The organism is Vibrio sp. KMM 9700, from assembly GCF_058545285.1.
In genome coordinates this window covers 163,889-181,222 of record NZ_CM178589.1, presented here as the reverse complement: position 1 = coordinate 181,222, position 17,334 = coordinate 163,889, and the positions used below count along the sequence as shown (strand labels likewise).

The window sequence follows — 17,334 nt, the reverse complement described above, 5'->3', positions numbered from 1 at the left end:
TAAAGCAGCTTACCCCTATGCTTTGGTGTGTACTCGTGCTCCTTTGTAGCTTATTTTCACCATATTCTATGGCAGCGCCTTGGTCGCTCACCCCGGATATGATGCAGCCTAAGATCAGCGCGAGCGCCAAAAATATCGAAGATGAAGTGAATAAATTACCTGAGTTGATTTTTCAATCAAGTAAAAATCAGCAGCAAGTAAAGAACCTTCTTGCGCAAACCTTGTTGGAAATTCAAAACGAACAGCGTAACTTTGGGCAAATGTTGCAGCGTTATCGCTCTCGTCAAGATGAATATTCTTGGCATCAAGCACAAGCGCTTTACCTTAGCCTACATAGCTTAAGCCAGTCAAAGCAAAACCTACTCGCCCGCGCCGATAGCCAAACCAAACGTCATCTCACAGGTTTTGGCCCTGATGGCGTGCGTCAGTTTAAAGCAGAGCTCTCTCTTACTTTATTAAATGCACAATTTTTGGGCCTGTATCAAATTGAAAGCTTTAAACAGCTACTAAAAGATGTTCGCGTCTCCCCTATCCCAGTGTTATTTGCTTTGTTTAAAATTTTAATTGTACTGTGGATTTTGCGCTGGTGGCTAAAACAAAGCGGTCCTATCATTCAACAGTTTCGCAGACATCACTTCTTATCTGAGAAGCCGCCGTCGCACCTTGCTAAAACCGCTTGGTATATTCTAAAAGCGCATCGACCAATTGCCTTTTTAATCGCCATTACGATTAGTCTGCGTATCCTGTCTGGTTTACCTAGTTTGCAACACTTGCAACTACTCGACATTTTTATCTGGTGGATTTTAGGCGGCTCGATTGCCGTGCAGCTTATCTTAGAGTTTGTATACCGCAACCGCTCGAAGAATAACCCAGAACTCACCAAGTTGCGTCTTTCCAGCATTCGTTACTATGTGTGGAGCTTTATTATTGCAGGCGTAACCTTGCAACTGGCAAAACGCACCATAGGTGAAGGTACCATTTATTATTGGATCTCTCACTTTATGGTCTTGTGGTTTGTGATTGTGACCATCATCGTATTGAGAAAATGGAAAGATTTCATTTTTGAATTTGATACCTTAGACGAAAATCAAGTCCTACCGGTTTGGGTTCGTTGGGCGCAAAACCATAAAAATGACTTTGGTTTATCCAGCATCGCAACCATAGCGATGGCTTTTTATCGCTTTGCAAGGCATCTAAAGTTCTTAACCATAGCTTGTTTATCGCGTTATACCATTTTCCGCCAATTGCTAGCGTATCTGTTTAGAATTGAGGTGGCCAAGCAAACTGATAACGAAGATTGTCGCCATTTATTGCCACTTGATGAAGAAACCATTTATCAATACGTCCTACCTGGTCACGAAAACAGTGAACTTATCGCGTATGCAGATGCTGAAATCGAGCAGCTTGGGCATTATATTTTAAGTGATACCCCAGCCCTGTGCGTGATTTCAGGTGAACGCGGCGTGGGCACCACCACTGTGCTCAAACGCATCTTATCCAATGTTGAAACCCACGCGAGCGCAACGCCAGTTTATCTCAACTGCCCTAACGCAGGTTATCAAGCGCTTTTAACTGAGTTTGCATTGCAAATTGGCCTGAGCGAGGAAACCACTGAAATTCAACTTCTTGGCCACTTACGTAAAAGTGAAATCTGTTATGTGATTGCGATTGATAACTGCCAACGCTTAGTCAAACCAAAAGTAGGCGGTTTAACCGAGCTGTTGAAACTAACGAACCTTATCCGCCGCTCGAAGAAAAATCATCGCGCTATTTTAGCAATTGAAAAATCAAGCTGGCGCTTTGTTGATCGCGCGCGTGGTGAACGTTTGTTATTTGATCTCGTCAAGATGCTGCCGCGTTGGAGTGAAGTCCAAATTGGGCAACTGTTTGATACCCGTTTAAATAAAGAGCATCCAATTAGCTTTGAAGGTTTAAACCTGCCCAAACAATGGGATCAAGATGATATGAGCGAAGAAGAACGCACGCGTACCGGTTTATATAAAGTGCTTTGGCACTATGCAGACGGTAACCCAAGTATCGCACTGCGCTTTTTCCGTTTATCGCTGCGCCACAATACGCGCTCAGATAAAGTTGTCTTGCGTCTGTTTAATGCCCCGCAAGCACAAGAGCTTGATAGCATGCCAAAACCTATGCTTGCGATCTTACGCGCAATTGTTCAGCTTGAAGTCTCAACGCCGGAAGAGCTTGCCCAATGTACTCAGCTTGGCCTTGCTGAAGTCATTGGTTGTATGCGCTTTTTTGAAAGTCGTGGTTATGTTGAATGGCGCGATGAAAAAGCCCGCATTTCCGATCACTGGTATCGCTATATTACCAACACCCTGCATCGTCAACATCTATTGGTGAAGTAAGATGAAAAATACTTATATGAAATTTATATCCGCGACGCGCCAGCGATTGCTTCTACTTGGCAGCTTAGTGCTGATGCTTATGAGCCCATTGGCCTTTGCTGAAGATCCTAGCTTAGATCTAGAAAATATTACCCAAATCACTAGCCTTATCCGCTGGGGAGGTGTCGTCTTTTCTTTCTTCATCATTCTAGGCGTTTGGATTTTACTCAAAACCATTAGCAAAATTATTGAAGGGATAAGTAGCCAATTTGTCCAATACCGCTTGGTACTGCAAAAATTCTTCTCATTCTTTCAGTTTTTTGTTTATGTCAGCGCAGGCTTAGTCGTCTTTATGATGAGCTTTCGCATCAACGAGCAAATCTTAACCTTGATTGGTGGCACGCTCGCCGTGTCGATAGGTTTTGCGATGAAAGATCTCGCAGCATCCTTTATCGCCGGCTTAACCGTAATGATTGACCGCCCCTTCCAAGTTGGTGACAGGGTCACCTTCGAAGGTTTTTATGGTGATATCATTGCCATCGGTTTACGCTCGGTTCGTATGCGCACCTTAACCGATGACATTATCACGATTCCAAATAACAAGTTCCTAAGTGAAGCCAGTATGAGTGGCAACTATGGCGCGTTGGATATGCAATGCGTGATCCCCTTTTACATAGGTATGGATCAAGACATTAACCTTGCGCGCGATTTGATCCAAGAAGCGGCATCATCAAGTCGCTATATTCACTTGCCACAACCTGTCGTGGTCTTGGTCTCACAAGATATACATGATAATTACTTGGCGATTAAACTCACTTGTAAAGCGTATGTCGTGGACACTGTTTATGAGAAGCTGTTTGAAACTGATATTACCTTGCGTGTGATGCAAGAGTTTCGTAAGCACAAGATCATGCCACCAATGATTGCGGTGCAGCATACGCCATCAGCCCAGTCTTAAGTGTCTGGCCAAGGCTTCGCTTTATTATTGCTAAGAGATGCTTTATCATCTGCGCAAAGTAATGATATTAAAAAATGAGAAATTATGTCGCGTATTATTAGCTACACCTACAAAAAAGAACAAAAAACGCTGCTCTTTAGCTATAGAGAGTATCGAAACATTCATGAAGCTGTTGCAGCGCATGAAGGAATTGATATTTCAGCTTTTTTAAAAACTGAGCTCGCGCTTGAAGCTGTCAGTGATGACAAGACAGTCCGTGAGCACAGAGATGCGCACTTTAAGAAGCTAGGTTTTGGTCGTATCTTCCTTTTGCCTAAAGAAAATAAAGGCATAGGTAAAAAATAAACACTGCGCCTAATAAAAAACCTCTTTATTCATGCCGACAACGCAAACGAATAAAGAGGTTTAATTATAGCTAAGCCTTGGCTTATTTATGAGTTAAAAGCGATTAATCCAAGTTAAGGAAAGCTGCGCCGCGCACGCCACCTGAATCACCGTGTTTTGCTTTTAATATTTGTGGCACTTGCGCCGCCGCCATTAAGTGTGGACGAATGGCATCAGGTAACACCTTGTACAAATGTTCAAAGTTAGATAACCCACCACCAAGTAAAATCACGTTCGCGTCAAACATGGTTTGAATGTTAGCAATACAACGCGCCAAAAGCTCGACAAACATCTCGACAAATTCAACCGCTTGCGCCTCACCTAATGCAAACTGCTCAATGATTTTAACCGCTTTCACTTTCTCGCCGTGTTTGGCTGCATAAAGCCACTCAAAACCACGTCCAGAAAGATAATTATCAATACAACCTTTGTTGTCACAACCGCACTCAAAAATTGGTGCTTTGTCTGCGCCACCAAAGAAATCAACTAAAAGCATCCAAGCATCAAGCGGCAAACGTGTATGCCCTAACTCTCCTGCTACATTGCTTGAGCCTGAGACCACATGCCCGTTAACGACAATTCCGCCACCAAAGCCTGTGCCTAAAATTAGCCCCAAGACAACTTCTTTCCCTTGATGCTCCTCATCCCATGCTTCAGACAATGCAAAACAGTTTGCATCATTTGATATTTTCACAGGACGACCAAGACGCGCTTCGAGATCGGCGCGCAGCAGTTTGCCTTTTGCAGCAGGCACGTTTGATGTCAACAGTGAACCATCCACAACATTTTCAACCCCAGGTAAGCCGATCCCGACTAAGCCTTTCGTTTCAAATTGTGCATCATACTCTTCCACCAGCCCAACAATCGCATCAACCAGAGCTTGATAGTCAGAAGTTGGGGTTGCAACACGCTGCGTTGCCATACGCGTAAGTGTTTTATCAAATGCACCGAATTCAATTTTCGTGCCACCTACGTCTAATCCATAATACATGCACATTTCTCCAAAAGTTCAACAAAGATTCATTTGATTTGCATATAATAACTGATTTTTTGCGATAAACTGCGACTTATTTACAATAAACTGAATAAAAACATTTAAATAATGAATTTTTTTAGCTAGAAATATATAGCTGTGTGATGTAGAATTTTGTTTTAGTTTACAAAACACATTGTCCTATTTTATGAAAAATTGATCTAGATTAAGAACTTAATCTAAATTGTTCGTAAAATAGCCAAACTAACCTTTTATTAACATAACTTTTAAAATTAGAATAATTATGAAAAATAGATTAAAGCCTCAAGGAATGATGGCGGCGGGTCTTTTAGCTGCGCTTTTACTCTCGGGATGTTCGACGACCCCTGATTCAGCTAATAAACTAGAGCAAGCCAATTATCAAACAAATGCTCATAAATTGGCTTCAAACAAAGCCTCGCAAAATATGGACCTAGCACCAGAGCTCGATGCTAGAACGCAATTTCAACAGTTATTTAATTCATGGTCAGGTGTCCCGTATCGTTTCGGTGGCAACTCAAAGCGCGGCATTGATTGCTCAGCACTGATGCAAGTTTCGATGCAGCGACTGTTCGACATGAACCTTCCTCGTACCACTGCTCTTCAAGTCAAACAAGGTCATTACATTGACCGCAAAGATGCCAAATTTGGTGATCTAATTTTCTTTAGAACCGGTCGTAACGCCCGCCACGTAGGTCTTTATATCGGCGAAGGCAAATTCATGCACGCATCCTCTTCTCGCGGCGTGATGATTTCACGAACGGATAATCCATACTGGGCAAGCAAATTCTGGCAGTTCCGCCGTTACGAAGGCGTTCAGCAAAGCCTAAACCCAACACAAAACTTTAATCGCTTGCAAACCGTTTCAACCAACGGCTAAAAGTAATACTAAATCATCAGTAAACCCATAAGCTGCTTTTTATGCTCGTATTTGTGGATTTACTGATGATTAGCGACCTTCTGTAAAATACTTCCGCTGCTCGACTTTTCTATCGCTCTGCTTTTAATCCCCTTCACACTGTGTTTTCTTATTTTTGAATGTAATATTTCATTATAAAATCATTCAATCTGGGACAGATCTCAAAGCTTCGCCCTATTTTAATAAAAGTATATGATAAACAAGTACCTAGTTTTCAGCTACACTATGCATAGCGTCTTAATTTATCCGAGGTGATGTATGTGGCGAGCAATAGAAGCACAATTAAGTCAAAGCTTAGGTTTTTCTTTCAAAATTCTTGAGCGTCAGCAACTTAAACGTAAAGATATTCACGGTAGCCCTGCGCAAAACTATTATCTCATTGGTGATCAAGATAAACGTTACTTCATTAAGTTAAGTGCGCGTGAAAATCTCGAACACTTTCAAATCGAAGCAGACAATATCGAACTCTTGGCTAAATCAGAGACCTTGCAAGTCTCGATGCCTATTTGTTATGGCCACTGTAAAGATCATGCTTTTATCGCGTATCACTATTACCCAACTAAATCTCTTGCTGCGCCAAATGATGCGCAAGTCTTTGGGCGCCAGTTAGCAAAATTGCATGCATGGGGTGAACAAATTGAATTTGGGTTTGATCATGATAACTACCTTGAGCATATTTTACAGCCCAACCAATGGCATAAAAAATGGGCAAGTTTCTTTGCCGAACATCGCATTGGTTGGCAATTACAGCTGCTCAAAGAAAAAGACATCACATTTGGCGACATCGATGAGATTATTTCACAGGTCAGAACCCAACTAGCTTCCCATCAACCCAAACCAAGTTTGTTGCATGGCAACCTCACCCCTGAGCACCTTGCACTTTCAGTCGAAGGGCCGATTATTTTCCAGCCTGCAAGTTATTGGGCCGATCGTGAATATGATATCGCCATCTTACTGCAAAACAATGAGATTCATCCAAGCTGGCTGGAAGCCTACCAGACGCAATATGCTTTGCCTCAAGGCTACCATAGTCGAAGCGGCTTATATCAAAGCTACCATTTACTTAATCAATATAATCAAGAATTAGCCATGCAACAGGAAGATTCAACTCGCCATCAAGAATGCCAACAAGCCATTGATAAGCTTTTTGTCTAAATAAATACTTGCGACTTGATTGTGGCTAAATCTTTTCTTTTAGAATAAAGCAAGATAAACTCCGAAGATTGAGCTTTTCTACTTTATTTTTAAAAGGAAATTGTGTGCAGCGTTATCAAAAAGAAGCGAAGTTATTAGTTAAATTAGCAACCCCAGTACTCCTCGCTTCGATCGCACAAACGGGCATGGGCTTTGTCGATACAGTCATGGCTGGTGGCGTAAGTGCAACCGATATGGCGGCTGTTGCCGTCGCAACCAGTATCTGGAACCCTGCGATTTTATTTGGCATCGGCTTATTATTAGCCTTAGTGCCTGTTATTGCTTATTTGAACGGTGCTTCTCGTCAAGAAAAAATTGCCTTTGAAATCCAACAAGGTTTTTATCTTGCTTGTTTTATTTCAATTCCAATTATATTGATTTTGACGCAAACACAATACATCATGCAAGTCTTGGAAGTTGAAGAAGCGCTTGCTAGCAAAGCCAATGGTTACCTGTTTGCCATGGTGTTTGCTGTGCCTGCTTTTCTATTTTTCCAGACTTTACGCAGCCTTGCTGATGGTCTTTCCTTAACCACGCCGGCAATGATTTTAGGCTTTTTCGGTCTTTTAATTAATATTCCACTAAACTGGATTTTTGTTTACGGTAAATTTGGCATGCCGGCGCTTGGCGCAGTCGGTTGTGGCGTCGCAACTGTAATCGTTTATTGGTTAATGTTTCTTGGCATGCTTGGTTATGTACTAAAAGCTAAACGCCTGCAAAAGCTAAAGATTTTCGCAAAGATTTATCCGCCAAAGTTAAAAGAATTAACCCGTTTATTTAAGCTAGGTTTTCCTGTCGGCGCAGCAATTTTCTTTGAAGTCTCACTCTTTGCCGCTGTCGCGTTATTAATTGCGCCGCTTGGCTCGATAACAGTAGCAGCGCACCAAGTCGCACTGAATTTCTCTTCGCTTATTTTTATGCTGCCAATGAGCATCGGCTCAGCGACTACCATTCGCGTTGGCCATCAACTCGGCGAATCACATGTCGATGGCGCGCGTGTGTCTTCCCGTGTGGGCATTTTGTTTGGTTTATCGACTGCGATTGTAACGGCCGTGCTAACCATCGTCTTTCGCCCTGAGATCATTAACCTCTACACAGACAATGCAGAAGTAGCAAATGTTGCGATGACGCTATTATTGATGGCTGGTATTTATCAATGCACAGATGCGATTCAAGTAATTGCTGCGGGTGCGCTGCGTGGTTATAAAGACATGACAGCAATTTTATTTGCCACCTTAATTTCCTACTGGGGCGTTGGCATGACGCTGGGTTATATCTTTGGCCACACCAGTTTGCTTACGCCTGAACCACTTGGCGCAATGGGCTATTGGATTGGCTTAATTTTAGGTTTAACCTGCGCCGCTGTTTTATTAGGCTTAAGGCTGCATTGGATCCACAAACAAAGTGATGCTTTTCAGCTAAGGTTCTCTAATCACTAAAACATCAGTGATTTATTTTAGAGATATCGACGCCATCATCTAAACTAAATAAATTCGTCAAATAAAGCGCTTAAGCTATCATGATGACGAATTTAGATTCAATTTTTTATAGGATATTTATGCAAAACGCAGCGATCTTTGATATGGATGGTTTAATGGTCAACTCCGAACCATTCTGGCAACAGGCCCAATTGGAAGTTTTCCCTACTTTAGGAGTGAGCATTAGTCAACAAGATACGATCGATACAACCGGCGTGCGTATCGACCAAATTGTCGAAAAATACTATAAAAGCCAAGGTTGGAAAAATCTCAGCTGTAAGAAAGTTGAAAAGATGATTTTAAATCGCGTGATTGAATTGGTGCAAGAGCATAAGCCTATGATGCCAGGCCTGATGCCGGCGATTGAATTGTTTGAATCGCTCGGCTTTCGTTTAGCCCTTGCTTCTTCATCGCCGATGCAACTCATTCAAGCCACATTGAGTGCCTTTGAGCTTGAAAGCCGCTTTGAAGCCGTTGTTTCTGCGGAAGAACTGCCCTATGGTAAACCGCACCCAGAAGTCTATTTAAATGCCGCAGACGCACTTGGGATCCACCCGTTTGATTGTGTCGCATTGGAGGACTCCTTTACAGGCCTACTTGCGGCAAAATCTGCGCAGATGAAAACTATCGTCGTCCCAGAGTTGAGCCACTTTGCCCAAGAGCGTTTTGCGATTGCAGACCTAAAACTGCAGTCTTTAACTGAGCTTGATGCTGAAAAAATCAAAAGCTTGTTTTAACACTTGTTATCACTAGCAACATGTATTTAAAGTCTGCGCTGAATGCCTGCTTGGCACCAGCGTAGGATTCTTATTGACTATGCAAGGCATAAACTTTCGCGACATCTTTACTGCTTAATTTACCGCAAATTTGCTGCTTCTCATCGAGAACCCACAAGTCTTGTTTTTGACCGAGCAATTTTGGCATCACAGACTCAAGGTTCGCATTTTGATCCACCCATAAGGACTCGTCCATATCATTGGCGGCCTGAACTTGAAGCAAAGGCTGCATAAAGTGGCACACCCGCATGGCCTTAGCTTTATTCACATCATTGACAAAATCTGCCACATATTGATTGGCTGGCTTTTGCAAAATATCAATCGGACGCCCTTGCTGCACCAATTGTCCATCTTTTAAGATCGCAATCTTATCCCCAAGACGCAGCGCTTCATCTAAATCATGGGTGATAAAGATAATTGTTTTTTGCAGCTGTTGTTGCAGTGCAATCAATTGGCTTTGCATGTCACTGCGAATCAAGGGATCAAGCGCAGAAAAAGCCTCATCCATCAATAAAATTGGCGCATCGGTACACAAGGCACGCGCAAGTCCGACACGTTGCTGTTGCCCCCCGGATAACTGACTTGGGTAGTGAGACTCATAACCGCTTAAACCAACAGTCTCCACCCACTTTTGCGCTTTCGCCTGCACGGCTTGTTTAGGCAGTTTTTGAATATGTAGTCCATAGCCGACATTGTCTAAAATGGTTTTATGTGGCAAGAGTGCGAAACGCTGAAATACCATCGCGAGGTGCTTTTTTCTAAATTCATTCATGGCTTTTGGCGATAGATCGCAAATATTCGTGCCTTGAATTTGGATTTCGCCTGCGGTGGGTTCAATTAAGCGGTTAAAGTGACGTATCAGCGTGGACTTGCCTGAGCCGGACAGTCCCATGATGACAAAGATCTCACCTTCTTCAATGCTTAAATTAATATCTTCCAAGCCCAAGGTGTGATCGGTTTGCTCAAGTAGTTGGTCTTTGCTCATGCCACGCCGAACTTTTTCTAACACTTGCTTTGGGTAGGCGCCAAATATTTTATATAGGCCTTTAATTTCAATTAAGCTCATACGGACCCACCTTTGGTTAAATGACGTTGACTTCGTTTGGCATAGGCTTGCGAGATGCGATCAAATACAATCGCAAGAATAACTATCGCTAAACCGTTAAACAAACCGAGTGTAAAGTGCTGATTGGTAATTGATTTTAAAACAGGTTGGCCCAAGCCTTTAACCCCTATCATAGACGCCACAACCACCATGGCGAGCGCCATCATAATGGTTTGGTTTATCCCTGCCATAATATTTGGCATCGCCAACGGCAATTGCACGCCAAATAAGCGCTGCCACCGACTTGCGCCATAAGCGGTAGCCGCTTCCAGAATTTCTTTATCGACTAGGCGGATGCCTAAATTGGTCAAGCGTATCACAGGGGCAATGGCATAGGTCACAACAGCTAAAAGCCCAGGAATACGACCAATCCCTAAAAGCATCACCACAGGAATTAAATACACAAAAGCAGGCATGGTTTGCATCACATCTAAAATCGGCCGAAAACATTTTTCAAACCGATTCGAGCTTGCCATCAAAATGCCTATCGGCAACCCTATGCCAACCGCGAGAAAGGTCGCCACTAAAATAATCGACATGGTGCGCATCGTATCTTCCCACATGCCAAAAATGCCGATAAATAAGAAAGCCGCTGTAACGCCAAAAGTTAATTTGAATGAGCGGCTAGCTAGGTACGCAACCCCTGCAATGAAAGCGATGATGATCCACCAAGGCGTGCCGAGCAAGAGCTTTTCTAAAGCGATTAAAAAGCTTTGTAAAGGTTGAAAAAAACCTTCAATTTGCATGCCATAGTCGCGTGAAAAATCACGGTATGCCCCATCAAAGGTTTTTCTGATCCATGCCAGTTGGCTGCGATCAAGTTCAGGGAATTCGGTTAGCCAGTCCGCTGCAGACATATATACCTTCTTCTATTATTTTATGTATTCTTAAACTTATGCCATCATCGGCTATAAGTCTGCTGCGGCAGCTTTGAGTTTTTCAACCGTTGGCGCGTCAAACCAAGTAGACCACATGGATTGTTTGTTTTGCATAAACTCTATCATTGCCGCTTCACCATCTGCTTGGTTATCTTCCATCCAAACCAATAGTTGATTTAACTCTGTATTGGTAAAGCTTCGTTTTGCAAGATATTGCATTGCCTCTGGCGCACGTTTTGCAAACTCACCTGTGGTAACCGTTTTCACGCTCAAACGTGGCCACATAATTGGTTTTGGATTGTCACACACTTCTTGGGTAATGCAGTTTTCATAATGCGCCACATCAGTGCCTTGGCCAAAATCAACTTTCACCATAGGATATTTACCGAGTACAGCTGTCGGCGCCCAATAATAACCAAACCAAGGCGCCTCACGGGTATAAGCTTTGGCAATCGTTCCAGCTAGCGCGCCACTTGAACCTGGGTCAACTTTGACAAAATTTTGATCTTTAAGATTTAACGCATCAAAGATATGCCCTGCGGAAATTTGGCACGTCCAACCAGCAGGACAGGTATAAAAGGCATTGGTTTGCGGATCTTCTGGATTTTTAAATAGCGCAGCATTTTTCTTTATCCCTTCAATGGTAGCAAGGCTTGGGTCTTTATCTACCATATATTTAGGTACGTAATAACCTTCTTCTCCGCCATCAGCCAAACTATCCCCAGCATAAACGAGGCGACCTTCTTCAACCCCTTTTTCAAGCACTTCACGCGATGAGTTGGTCCAAAGCTCCGGCGCAATATCCGGACGACCTTTTTCCACCATAGAGGTAGTGGTTGGAATCGTATCCCCTGGCACGAGTTCCACTTCACAGCCGTAAGCATGAGATAAAATGAAAGCATCCAAATTAGCCATAAAACTTGCAGTGTTCCAGTTCATATCGGCAATCGTGACTTCTCCACAGCTTTGTGAAACCTCATCGCTCGCAGCAAATGCCACGCCGGCACCACTCATCCAAGTTGCAGCAACGCAAAGCGCTGTAAGTGTTAATCTTTTTTGCATCGTCTATCCCTAACTTTGTCGATTAAAATTCAGCATAGATCTTACTTGATGTCACAATGCGGCGCTAAACACAAAGCAAATTCTGTTAGCGAGGTCATGTTTATCATCCAAAATGCGAAACATTAGGCATAAAAAAACAGCAGCCACCTGAAATGACTGCTGTTTGATTTAAACTTATTTACGGATCAAGGTTTAAATTATTCTTCTTTGCCCGCAAGAAGTGAGCGGTAAATCACTGCGCCTAAAATTGCACCAATGATAGGAGCAACCCAGAACAACCATAATTGGCTAACAGCCCAATCACCCACATACAATGCAACACCAGTACTACGCGCTGGGTTCACAGACGTATTCGTCACAGGGATTGAAATTAAGTGGATCAAAGTTAAACATAAACCAATCGCGATTGGCGCAAAACCTGCTGGTGCGCGTTTATCTGTTGCGCCCATGATAACAATCAAGAACATCATGGTCATCACAACTTCACATACTAGCGCAGCCGTCATGCTGTAACCACCCGGTGAATGTTCACCATAACCATTTGAGGCAAAACCACTTGCAACTAAATCAAAGCCTGCTTGGCCTGATGCAATCACAGCTAAAACGCCACCAGCAATTAAACCACCAATAACTTGCGCGATAATATAAGGAACAAGATCTTTGGTTTCAAAGCGACCACCGGCCCAAAGGCCAATTGAAACAGCTGGGTTTAAGTGACAACCTGAAATATGACCAATTGCGAATGCCATTGTTAAAACTGTTAAACCAAAAGCAAGCGACACACCCAAAAGGCCAATCCCTACATCAGGAAATGCGGCAGCAAGCACTGCACTTCCACACCCACCAAGTACTAACCAAAAAGTGCCAAAGCACTCTGCAAGATATTTATTCATCCGTCCATCCTTAATTGTTTATTGTCTTGATCCGTAATTGCGTCATCACAACGCTTACGCTTAATACTGTATATTCACTGTATAAACACTGTGTAAAGTCTAAAAATTCACTGTATAAAGACTGTTTCACACCAATATTGAGCGTTCATTTTCAGTATAACTGCAATTTTTTACATTCTTAATATAAATCAGATTTAACAAATTAACCACAATTATATTAGTTATAAATTGTTTTACATCAAATAGATAAGCCAAATCACAACTAAATGTTATTTTTGCGTAAAGAGTTTCACAAAGCGAAAAGATCAAATTAATTCTTTACAATTGTGCCAGTCTAAACTACTGTTTACCTATACAGTATGTATATAGGAACAGTAATTATGTACCCAAGCAAATATCAAGCATTATCCAAAGAAATGATGACAAGTGCAGAGTTAACAAATACTGAGCACGTATATAAACTCAATCGTGTATGGCTTAAAAAAGCTGAACGTGAATATAACGTCAGTCATAAGACGCACACACATCTTGCGCATAACGGCTATGATGATGAATTCATCAGTCAATTAAACGCATACCTTGCTCAAGACGAAGATGACTTAATTGATGAGTTAATGGGGTTTACCGAAACACTTGCAGCCTGCATGCCGGTACATAAATGGATCCACTTCAGCGCCTACGCACAAATGCCAAGTCGCCAATTCCTATATAAATTTGGTATTCACGAAAGCTACAAATGTATTAAGTCGCGCCGAGCTTCACAGCGTAGCGAGTATGATATTCTGACGAAAGTGATCCAAGAAGGAAAATCTAGTCTCGTGATTGCAAGTGAAAACTTTAGCTACGCACAAAAGCAAAGCTTAACCAAACTTGCGCAAGAGTTTGATTGCCAGATTTACTTTCAATCTTCTCACTTAGCACACTTTTGTCAACGTGAGCATTTAACCTATTTAGATAAAAAAAATGCCCTGCCACAAAGTTACCGTGCAAGCCTTGCGCAATATCTAGATGGCGCGCAGGATTTACAAAATCTAAACCTAACGGCAAGACATTAAAAATTAACGAGATATAAACTTAAGCAAACGTTTGCTTTTTAATTTGGTGGGCGTAAAATATGGCACCAGAGTAAACCAATCGCTCATTTCTTTTGTTTAATCATCTTAATATAGGGTTCTTATGAGTCTTGCCAATCAAGTTTTAGCCGTAAATGATAATTTCCCGATCCGCACCAGCGCACCTGTTCACAGTGGTAAGGTCCGCTCTGTTTATTGGTTAACCGACGAAGATAGCCGCCGCCTTATCCAAGAAAGAGACTATCCGGTACCTGCAGATACCCCGCTTGCAGTGATGGTTATTAGCGATCGCATTTCAGCGTTTGACTGTATCTGGCAAGGTGAAGAAGGCTTAAAAGGCGTGCCGGGCAAAGGCGCTGCGCTCAATACAATTGCTAACCATTGGTTTAAGTTATTTAAGCAGCAAGGGCTTGCTGATAGCCATATTCTTGAAACGCCACACCCATTGGTTTGGATTGTCCAAAAAGCCCGTCCGATTAAACTCGAAGCCATTTGCCGCCAATACATTACCGGCTCGATGTGGCGTGCCTATGAAAAAGGCGAACGTGAATTTTGCGGGATCCAACTGCCTGATGGCCTTCACGCCAACCAAAAACTTGACACCCCACTTCTGACACCTTCAACAAAAGGCATCTTAAAAGGCATTCCAAACGTTCCAGAAGTGGATGATGTGAATGTGACACGTCAAGATATCCTTAACAGCTATACTGATTTTAACTTTAATAGCGCTGAAGATATCGACCTCTATGAAAAATTATTAGTTGAAGGCTTTGATGTTATTTCTGCGGCACTAGCAAACATAGGTCAAATCTTTGTCGATACTAAGTTTGAGTTTGGTTATGTCAAAGACAAGCAAGGCCAAGATAAACTCATTTATATGGATGAGGTTGGCACACCTGACTCCTCTCGTATTTGGGATGAAGCAGCATATAAAGAAGGCAAAATCATCGAAAAATCAAAAGAAGGTTTCCGCCAATTTCTGCTAAACCACTTCCCTGATCCAGATATCTTGCTCAATAAAGACCGCATGGATGAACGTACCGCACTTGCGACAGATAACCTTTTGCCGCAAGAAGCGATGCTTGATTTATCACGCGTGTACTTAGATCTAGCAGAGCAAATTACAGGTCATCTAATCCAAGTTTCAGCCGATCCAGAGCAAGAAATTTTAGCAATTCTGGACAAAGAGTTTCATTTAATCGCTAAATAAAGAAGGATTTGGAATAAAACTATCAAGGGCGCTTCATCATCCGTTATAATCTGTGAGATCGATCGGCAAATCAAATACCTAGACTTGTTATCATTATGTTCTGTCTAGTTTATAAGAAAGTGATTTATGTTGCATCTAAGTAAAAATGCGACCCATCACCCTATATAAAGCCGTCAAACCCTTAGCCAAGAAGAGTTTACAATGGATTATAACGACCAAAAGCGCCCTCTTTATATTACCTACGCAGGTCCTGTATTGATGTCTACCCCACTGCTCAATAAAGGCAGTGCTTTTACCTTTGAAGAACGCCAAGAATTTAACCTTGAAGGTCTATTGCCTGAAGCAATGGAAACTATTCAAGAACAAGCCGAACGCGCTTATAAGCAATATTTAGGCTTTGATAATGATATAGATAAGCACATTTATTTGCGCAATATCCAAGATACCAATGAAACGCTTTTTTATCGTTTAGTACAAAACCATATTGAAGAAATGATGCCAATCATCTACACCCCAACGGTTGGCGCAGCATGTGAAAACTTCTCAACCATTTATCGTCGTGGCCGTGGTTTATTCCTTTCTTATCAAAACCGCGATCGCCTTGATGATTTAATCAACAATTCCACTAGCCAAAACGTAAAAGTGATTGTGATAACTGACGGTGAGCGTATTTTAGGTCTTGGCGATCAAGGCATTGGCGGTATGGGGATCCCTATTGGTAAGCTCTCTTTATATACTGCCTGTGGTGGCATCAGCCCAGCCTATACCTTACCAATCGTGTTAGATGTGGGCACCAATAACCCACAACGCCTTGCTGATCCTATGTATATGGGCTGGCGACACCCGCGTATTACCGGCGCAGAATACGATGCCTTTGTCGATAATTGTATTCAAGCAATTCGTCGCCGCTGGCCGGATGCATTGGTTCAGTTTGAAGATTTTGCACAAAAAAATGCCATGCCTTTACTTAATCGTTATAAGGATAAAATCTGCTGCTTTAATGACGATATTCAAGGCACTGCGGCGGTCACGGTTGGCTCTTTGATTGCAGCCTGTAATGCTGCTGGCAGCCAACTCAAAGATCAACGCGTTACTTTTGTTGGCGCAGGCTCTGCCGGCTGTGGTATTGCTGAAGCAATTATTGCCCAAATGGTAGCCGAAGGTTTAGATGAGGCTTCTGCGCGTGCACAAGTTTATATGGTTGATCGCTGGGGGCTATTGCAAGAAGGCATGGCCAATCTACTTGATTTCCAAAAGCCATTGGCACAAAAGCTAGCGCATTTAGAAAACTGGCAAACCAGTGATGACACACAACAAGGCTTTTCTTTATTAGATGTGATGATCAACGCCAAACCAACCGTATTAATTGGTGTTTCTGGTGTGCCTGGGCTCTTTAGCCAAGAAGTCATTCAAACCATGCATCAACACTGCAAACGCCCGATAATTTTTCCACTCTCAAACCCAACCAGCCGCGTAGAAGGCGCGCCATGTGATATGCTTGAATGGACCAACGGCGAAGCACTTGTTGCGACCGGGAGCCCATTTAAAGCCGTCAATTATAAAGGCAAGTTAATTCCTATTGCGCAATGTAACAACAGTTATATTTTCCCTGGCATTGGGCTTGGCGTATTGGCTGTGAATGCCTCTCGAGTAACTGATGAAATGCTTATGGCATCGAGTCGAGCATTAGCCGAATGTTCACCTTTGGCGCAACAAGGCACAGGCGCACTCTTGCCACCGCTTGAAGAAATTCACAGCGTATCGAAAAAAATCGCCTTTGCGGTAGCGAAAAAAGCCATCGAGCAAGGTGTTGCCCTTGAAGTCACAGACAAAGCGATCACCAGTGCAATTGAAAATGGCTTCTGGCAGCCAGAATACCGCCGTTATAAGCGCACAGCATTCTAGCAAAGACCTTGTTTTTGTTAAGATTTGGTGATTTTTGAAGGATTAAAACAGCAGAGCTAACTAATCTGTTGTTTTTCTTTTCTTAATTGATCATTGGCTGTTATAGTAGGTGACTTGTTTGAACTTAGACACAGTAAAT

At 42.5% G+C, this 17,334-nt stretch carries 15 protein-coding genes; 10 read left to right on the top strand and 5 right to left on the bottom strand.

The window, feature by feature from the left end; all coding sequences use genetic code 11:
- Positions 1–17: 17 nt before the first annotated feature.
- The 3 genes from AC2VOY_RS00795 to AC2VOY_RS00785 all read left to right on the top strand — a co-directional run bounded on the left by AC2VOY_RS00795 (position 18) and on the right by AC2VOY_RS00785 (position 3,651).
- Positions 18–2,369 (top strand): AAA family ATPase, encoded by a 2,352-nt coding sequence (locus tag AC2VOY_RS00795; RefSeq protein ID WP_491833088.1) that lies wholly within the window; start codon positions 18–20, stop codon positions 2,367–2,369.
- A gap of 73 nt (positions 2,370–2,442) precedes the next feature.
- Positions 2,443–3,306: a mechanosensitive ion channel family protein gene (locus AC2VOY_RS00790; protein WP_491833087.1), complete on the top strand. Its 864-nt coding sequence runs from the start codon at positions 2,443–2,445 to the stop codon at positions 3,304–3,306.
- An 84-nt stretch (positions 3,307–3,390) separates the two neighbouring features.
- Positions 3,391–3,651 carry a DUF2960 family protein gene (locus AC2VOY_RS00785; RefSeq protein WP_491831737.1) on the top strand — a complete coding sequence of 87 codons (261 nt, stop codon included), beginning with the start codon at positions 3,391–3,393 and terminating at the stop codon, positions 3,649–3,651.
- Positions 3,652–3,754: 103 nt separating this feature from the next.
- On the opposite strand, the gene nagK is transcribed toward AC2VOY_RS00785, so the two are convergent.
- On the bottom strand, positions 3,755–4,681 hold the full coding sequence (gene nagK, locus AC2VOY_RS00780; protein WP_491831736.1) for an N-acetylglucosamine kinase: 927 nt from the start codon (positions 4,679–4,681) through the stop codon (positions 3,755–3,757).
- Positions 4,682–4,967: 286 nt separating this feature from the next.
- Between nagK and AC2VOY_RS00775 the strand changes: the two genes are divergently transcribed.
- The 4 genes from AC2VOY_RS00775 to hxpB all read left to right on the top strand — a co-directional run bounded on the left by AC2VOY_RS00775 (position 4,968) and on the right by hxpB (position 9,030).
- Positions 4,968–5,582, top strand: a complete 615-nt coding sequence (locus AC2VOY_RS00775) for a C40 family peptidase (RefSeq protein ID WP_491831734.1) — start codon at positions 4,968–4,970, stop codon at positions 5,580–5,582.
- 297 nt (positions 5,583–5,879) lie between these two features.
- Positions 5,880–6,776 carry a fructosamine kinase family protein gene (locus tag AC2VOY_RS00770; RefSeq protein ID WP_491831733.1) on the top strand — a complete coding sequence of 299 codons (897 nt, stop codon included), beginning with the start codon at positions 5,880–5,882 and terminating at the stop codon, positions 6,774–6,776.
- Between the two features lie 104 nt (positions 6,777–6,880).
- Entirely contained in the window at positions 6,881–8,254 is a 1,374-nt protein-coding gene (locus AC2VOY_RS00765; RefSeq protein WP_491831731.1) for an MATE family efflux transporter, read from the top strand.
- A gap of 119 nt (positions 8,255–8,373) precedes the next feature.
- Positions 8,374–9,030, top strand: a complete 657-nt coding sequence (gene hxpB, locus AC2VOY_RS00760) for a hexitol phosphatase HxpB (RefSeq protein WP_491831729.1) — start codon at positions 8,374–8,376, stop codon at positions 9,028–9,030.
- Between the two features lie 70 nt (positions 9,031–9,100).
- On the opposite strand, the gene AC2VOY_RS00755 is transcribed toward hxpB, so the two are convergent.
- The 4 genes from AC2VOY_RS00755 to aqpZ form a co-directional block, all read right to left on the bottom strand.
- Positions 9,101–10,135: a quaternary amine ABC transporter ATP-binding protein gene (locus AC2VOY_RS00755; protein WP_491831727.1), complete on the bottom strand. Its 1,035-nt coding sequence runs from the start codon at positions 10,133–10,135 to the stop codon at positions 9,101–9,103.
- Positions 10,132–11,031 (bottom strand): ABC transporter permease, encoded by a 900-nt coding sequence (locus AC2VOY_RS00750; protein WP_491831725.1) that lies wholly within the window; start codon positions 11,029–11,031, stop codon positions 10,132–10,134. The genes AC2VOY_RS00755 and AC2VOY_RS00750 overlap by 4 nt, the downstream gene beginning before the upstream one ends.
- Positions 11,032–11,082: 51 nt before the next feature.
- Positions 11,083–12,066 carry an ABC transporter substrate-binding protein gene (locus AC2VOY_RS00745; protein ID WP_491833086.1) on the bottom strand — a complete coding sequence of 328 codons (984 nt, stop codon included), beginning with the start codon at positions 12,064–12,066 and terminating at the stop codon, positions 11,083–11,085.
- 245 nt (positions 12,067–12,311) lie between these two features.
- The gene (gene aqpZ / locus AC2VOY_RS00740; protein WP_491831723.1) at positions 12,312–13,007 is read right to left on the bottom strand and encodes an aquaporin Z; all 696 of its coding nucleotides are present in this window, start codon (positions 13,005–13,007) and stop codon (positions 12,312–12,314) included.
- A gap of 380 nt (positions 13,008–13,387) precedes the next feature.
- On the opposite strand from aqpZ, the gene AC2VOY_RS00735 reads away from it, so the two are divergent.
- The 3 genes from AC2VOY_RS00735 (at position 13,388) to AC2VOY_RS00725 (ending at position 17,195) form a co-directional block, all read left to right on the top strand.
- A complete protein-coding gene (locus tag AC2VOY_RS00735; protein WP_491831722.1) occupies positions 13,388–14,062 on the top strand; it encodes a hypothetical protein in 675 nt (224 codons plus the stop codon).
- A 121-nt stretch (positions 14,063–14,183) separates the two neighbouring features.
- A complete protein-coding gene (locus AC2VOY_RS00730; RefSeq protein ID WP_491831720.1) occupies positions 14,184–15,290 on the top strand; it encodes a phosphoribosylaminoimidazolesuccinocarboxamide synthase in 1,107 nt (368 codons plus the stop codon).
- A 201-nt stretch (positions 15,291–15,491) separates the two neighbouring features.
- Positions 15,492–17,195, top strand: a complete 1,704-nt coding sequence (locus AC2VOY_RS00725) for an NAD-dependent malic enzyme (protein ID WP_491831719.1) — start codon at positions 15,492–15,494, stop codon at positions 17,193–17,195.
- The last annotated feature ends 139 nt before the right edge of the window (positions 17,196–17,334 follow it).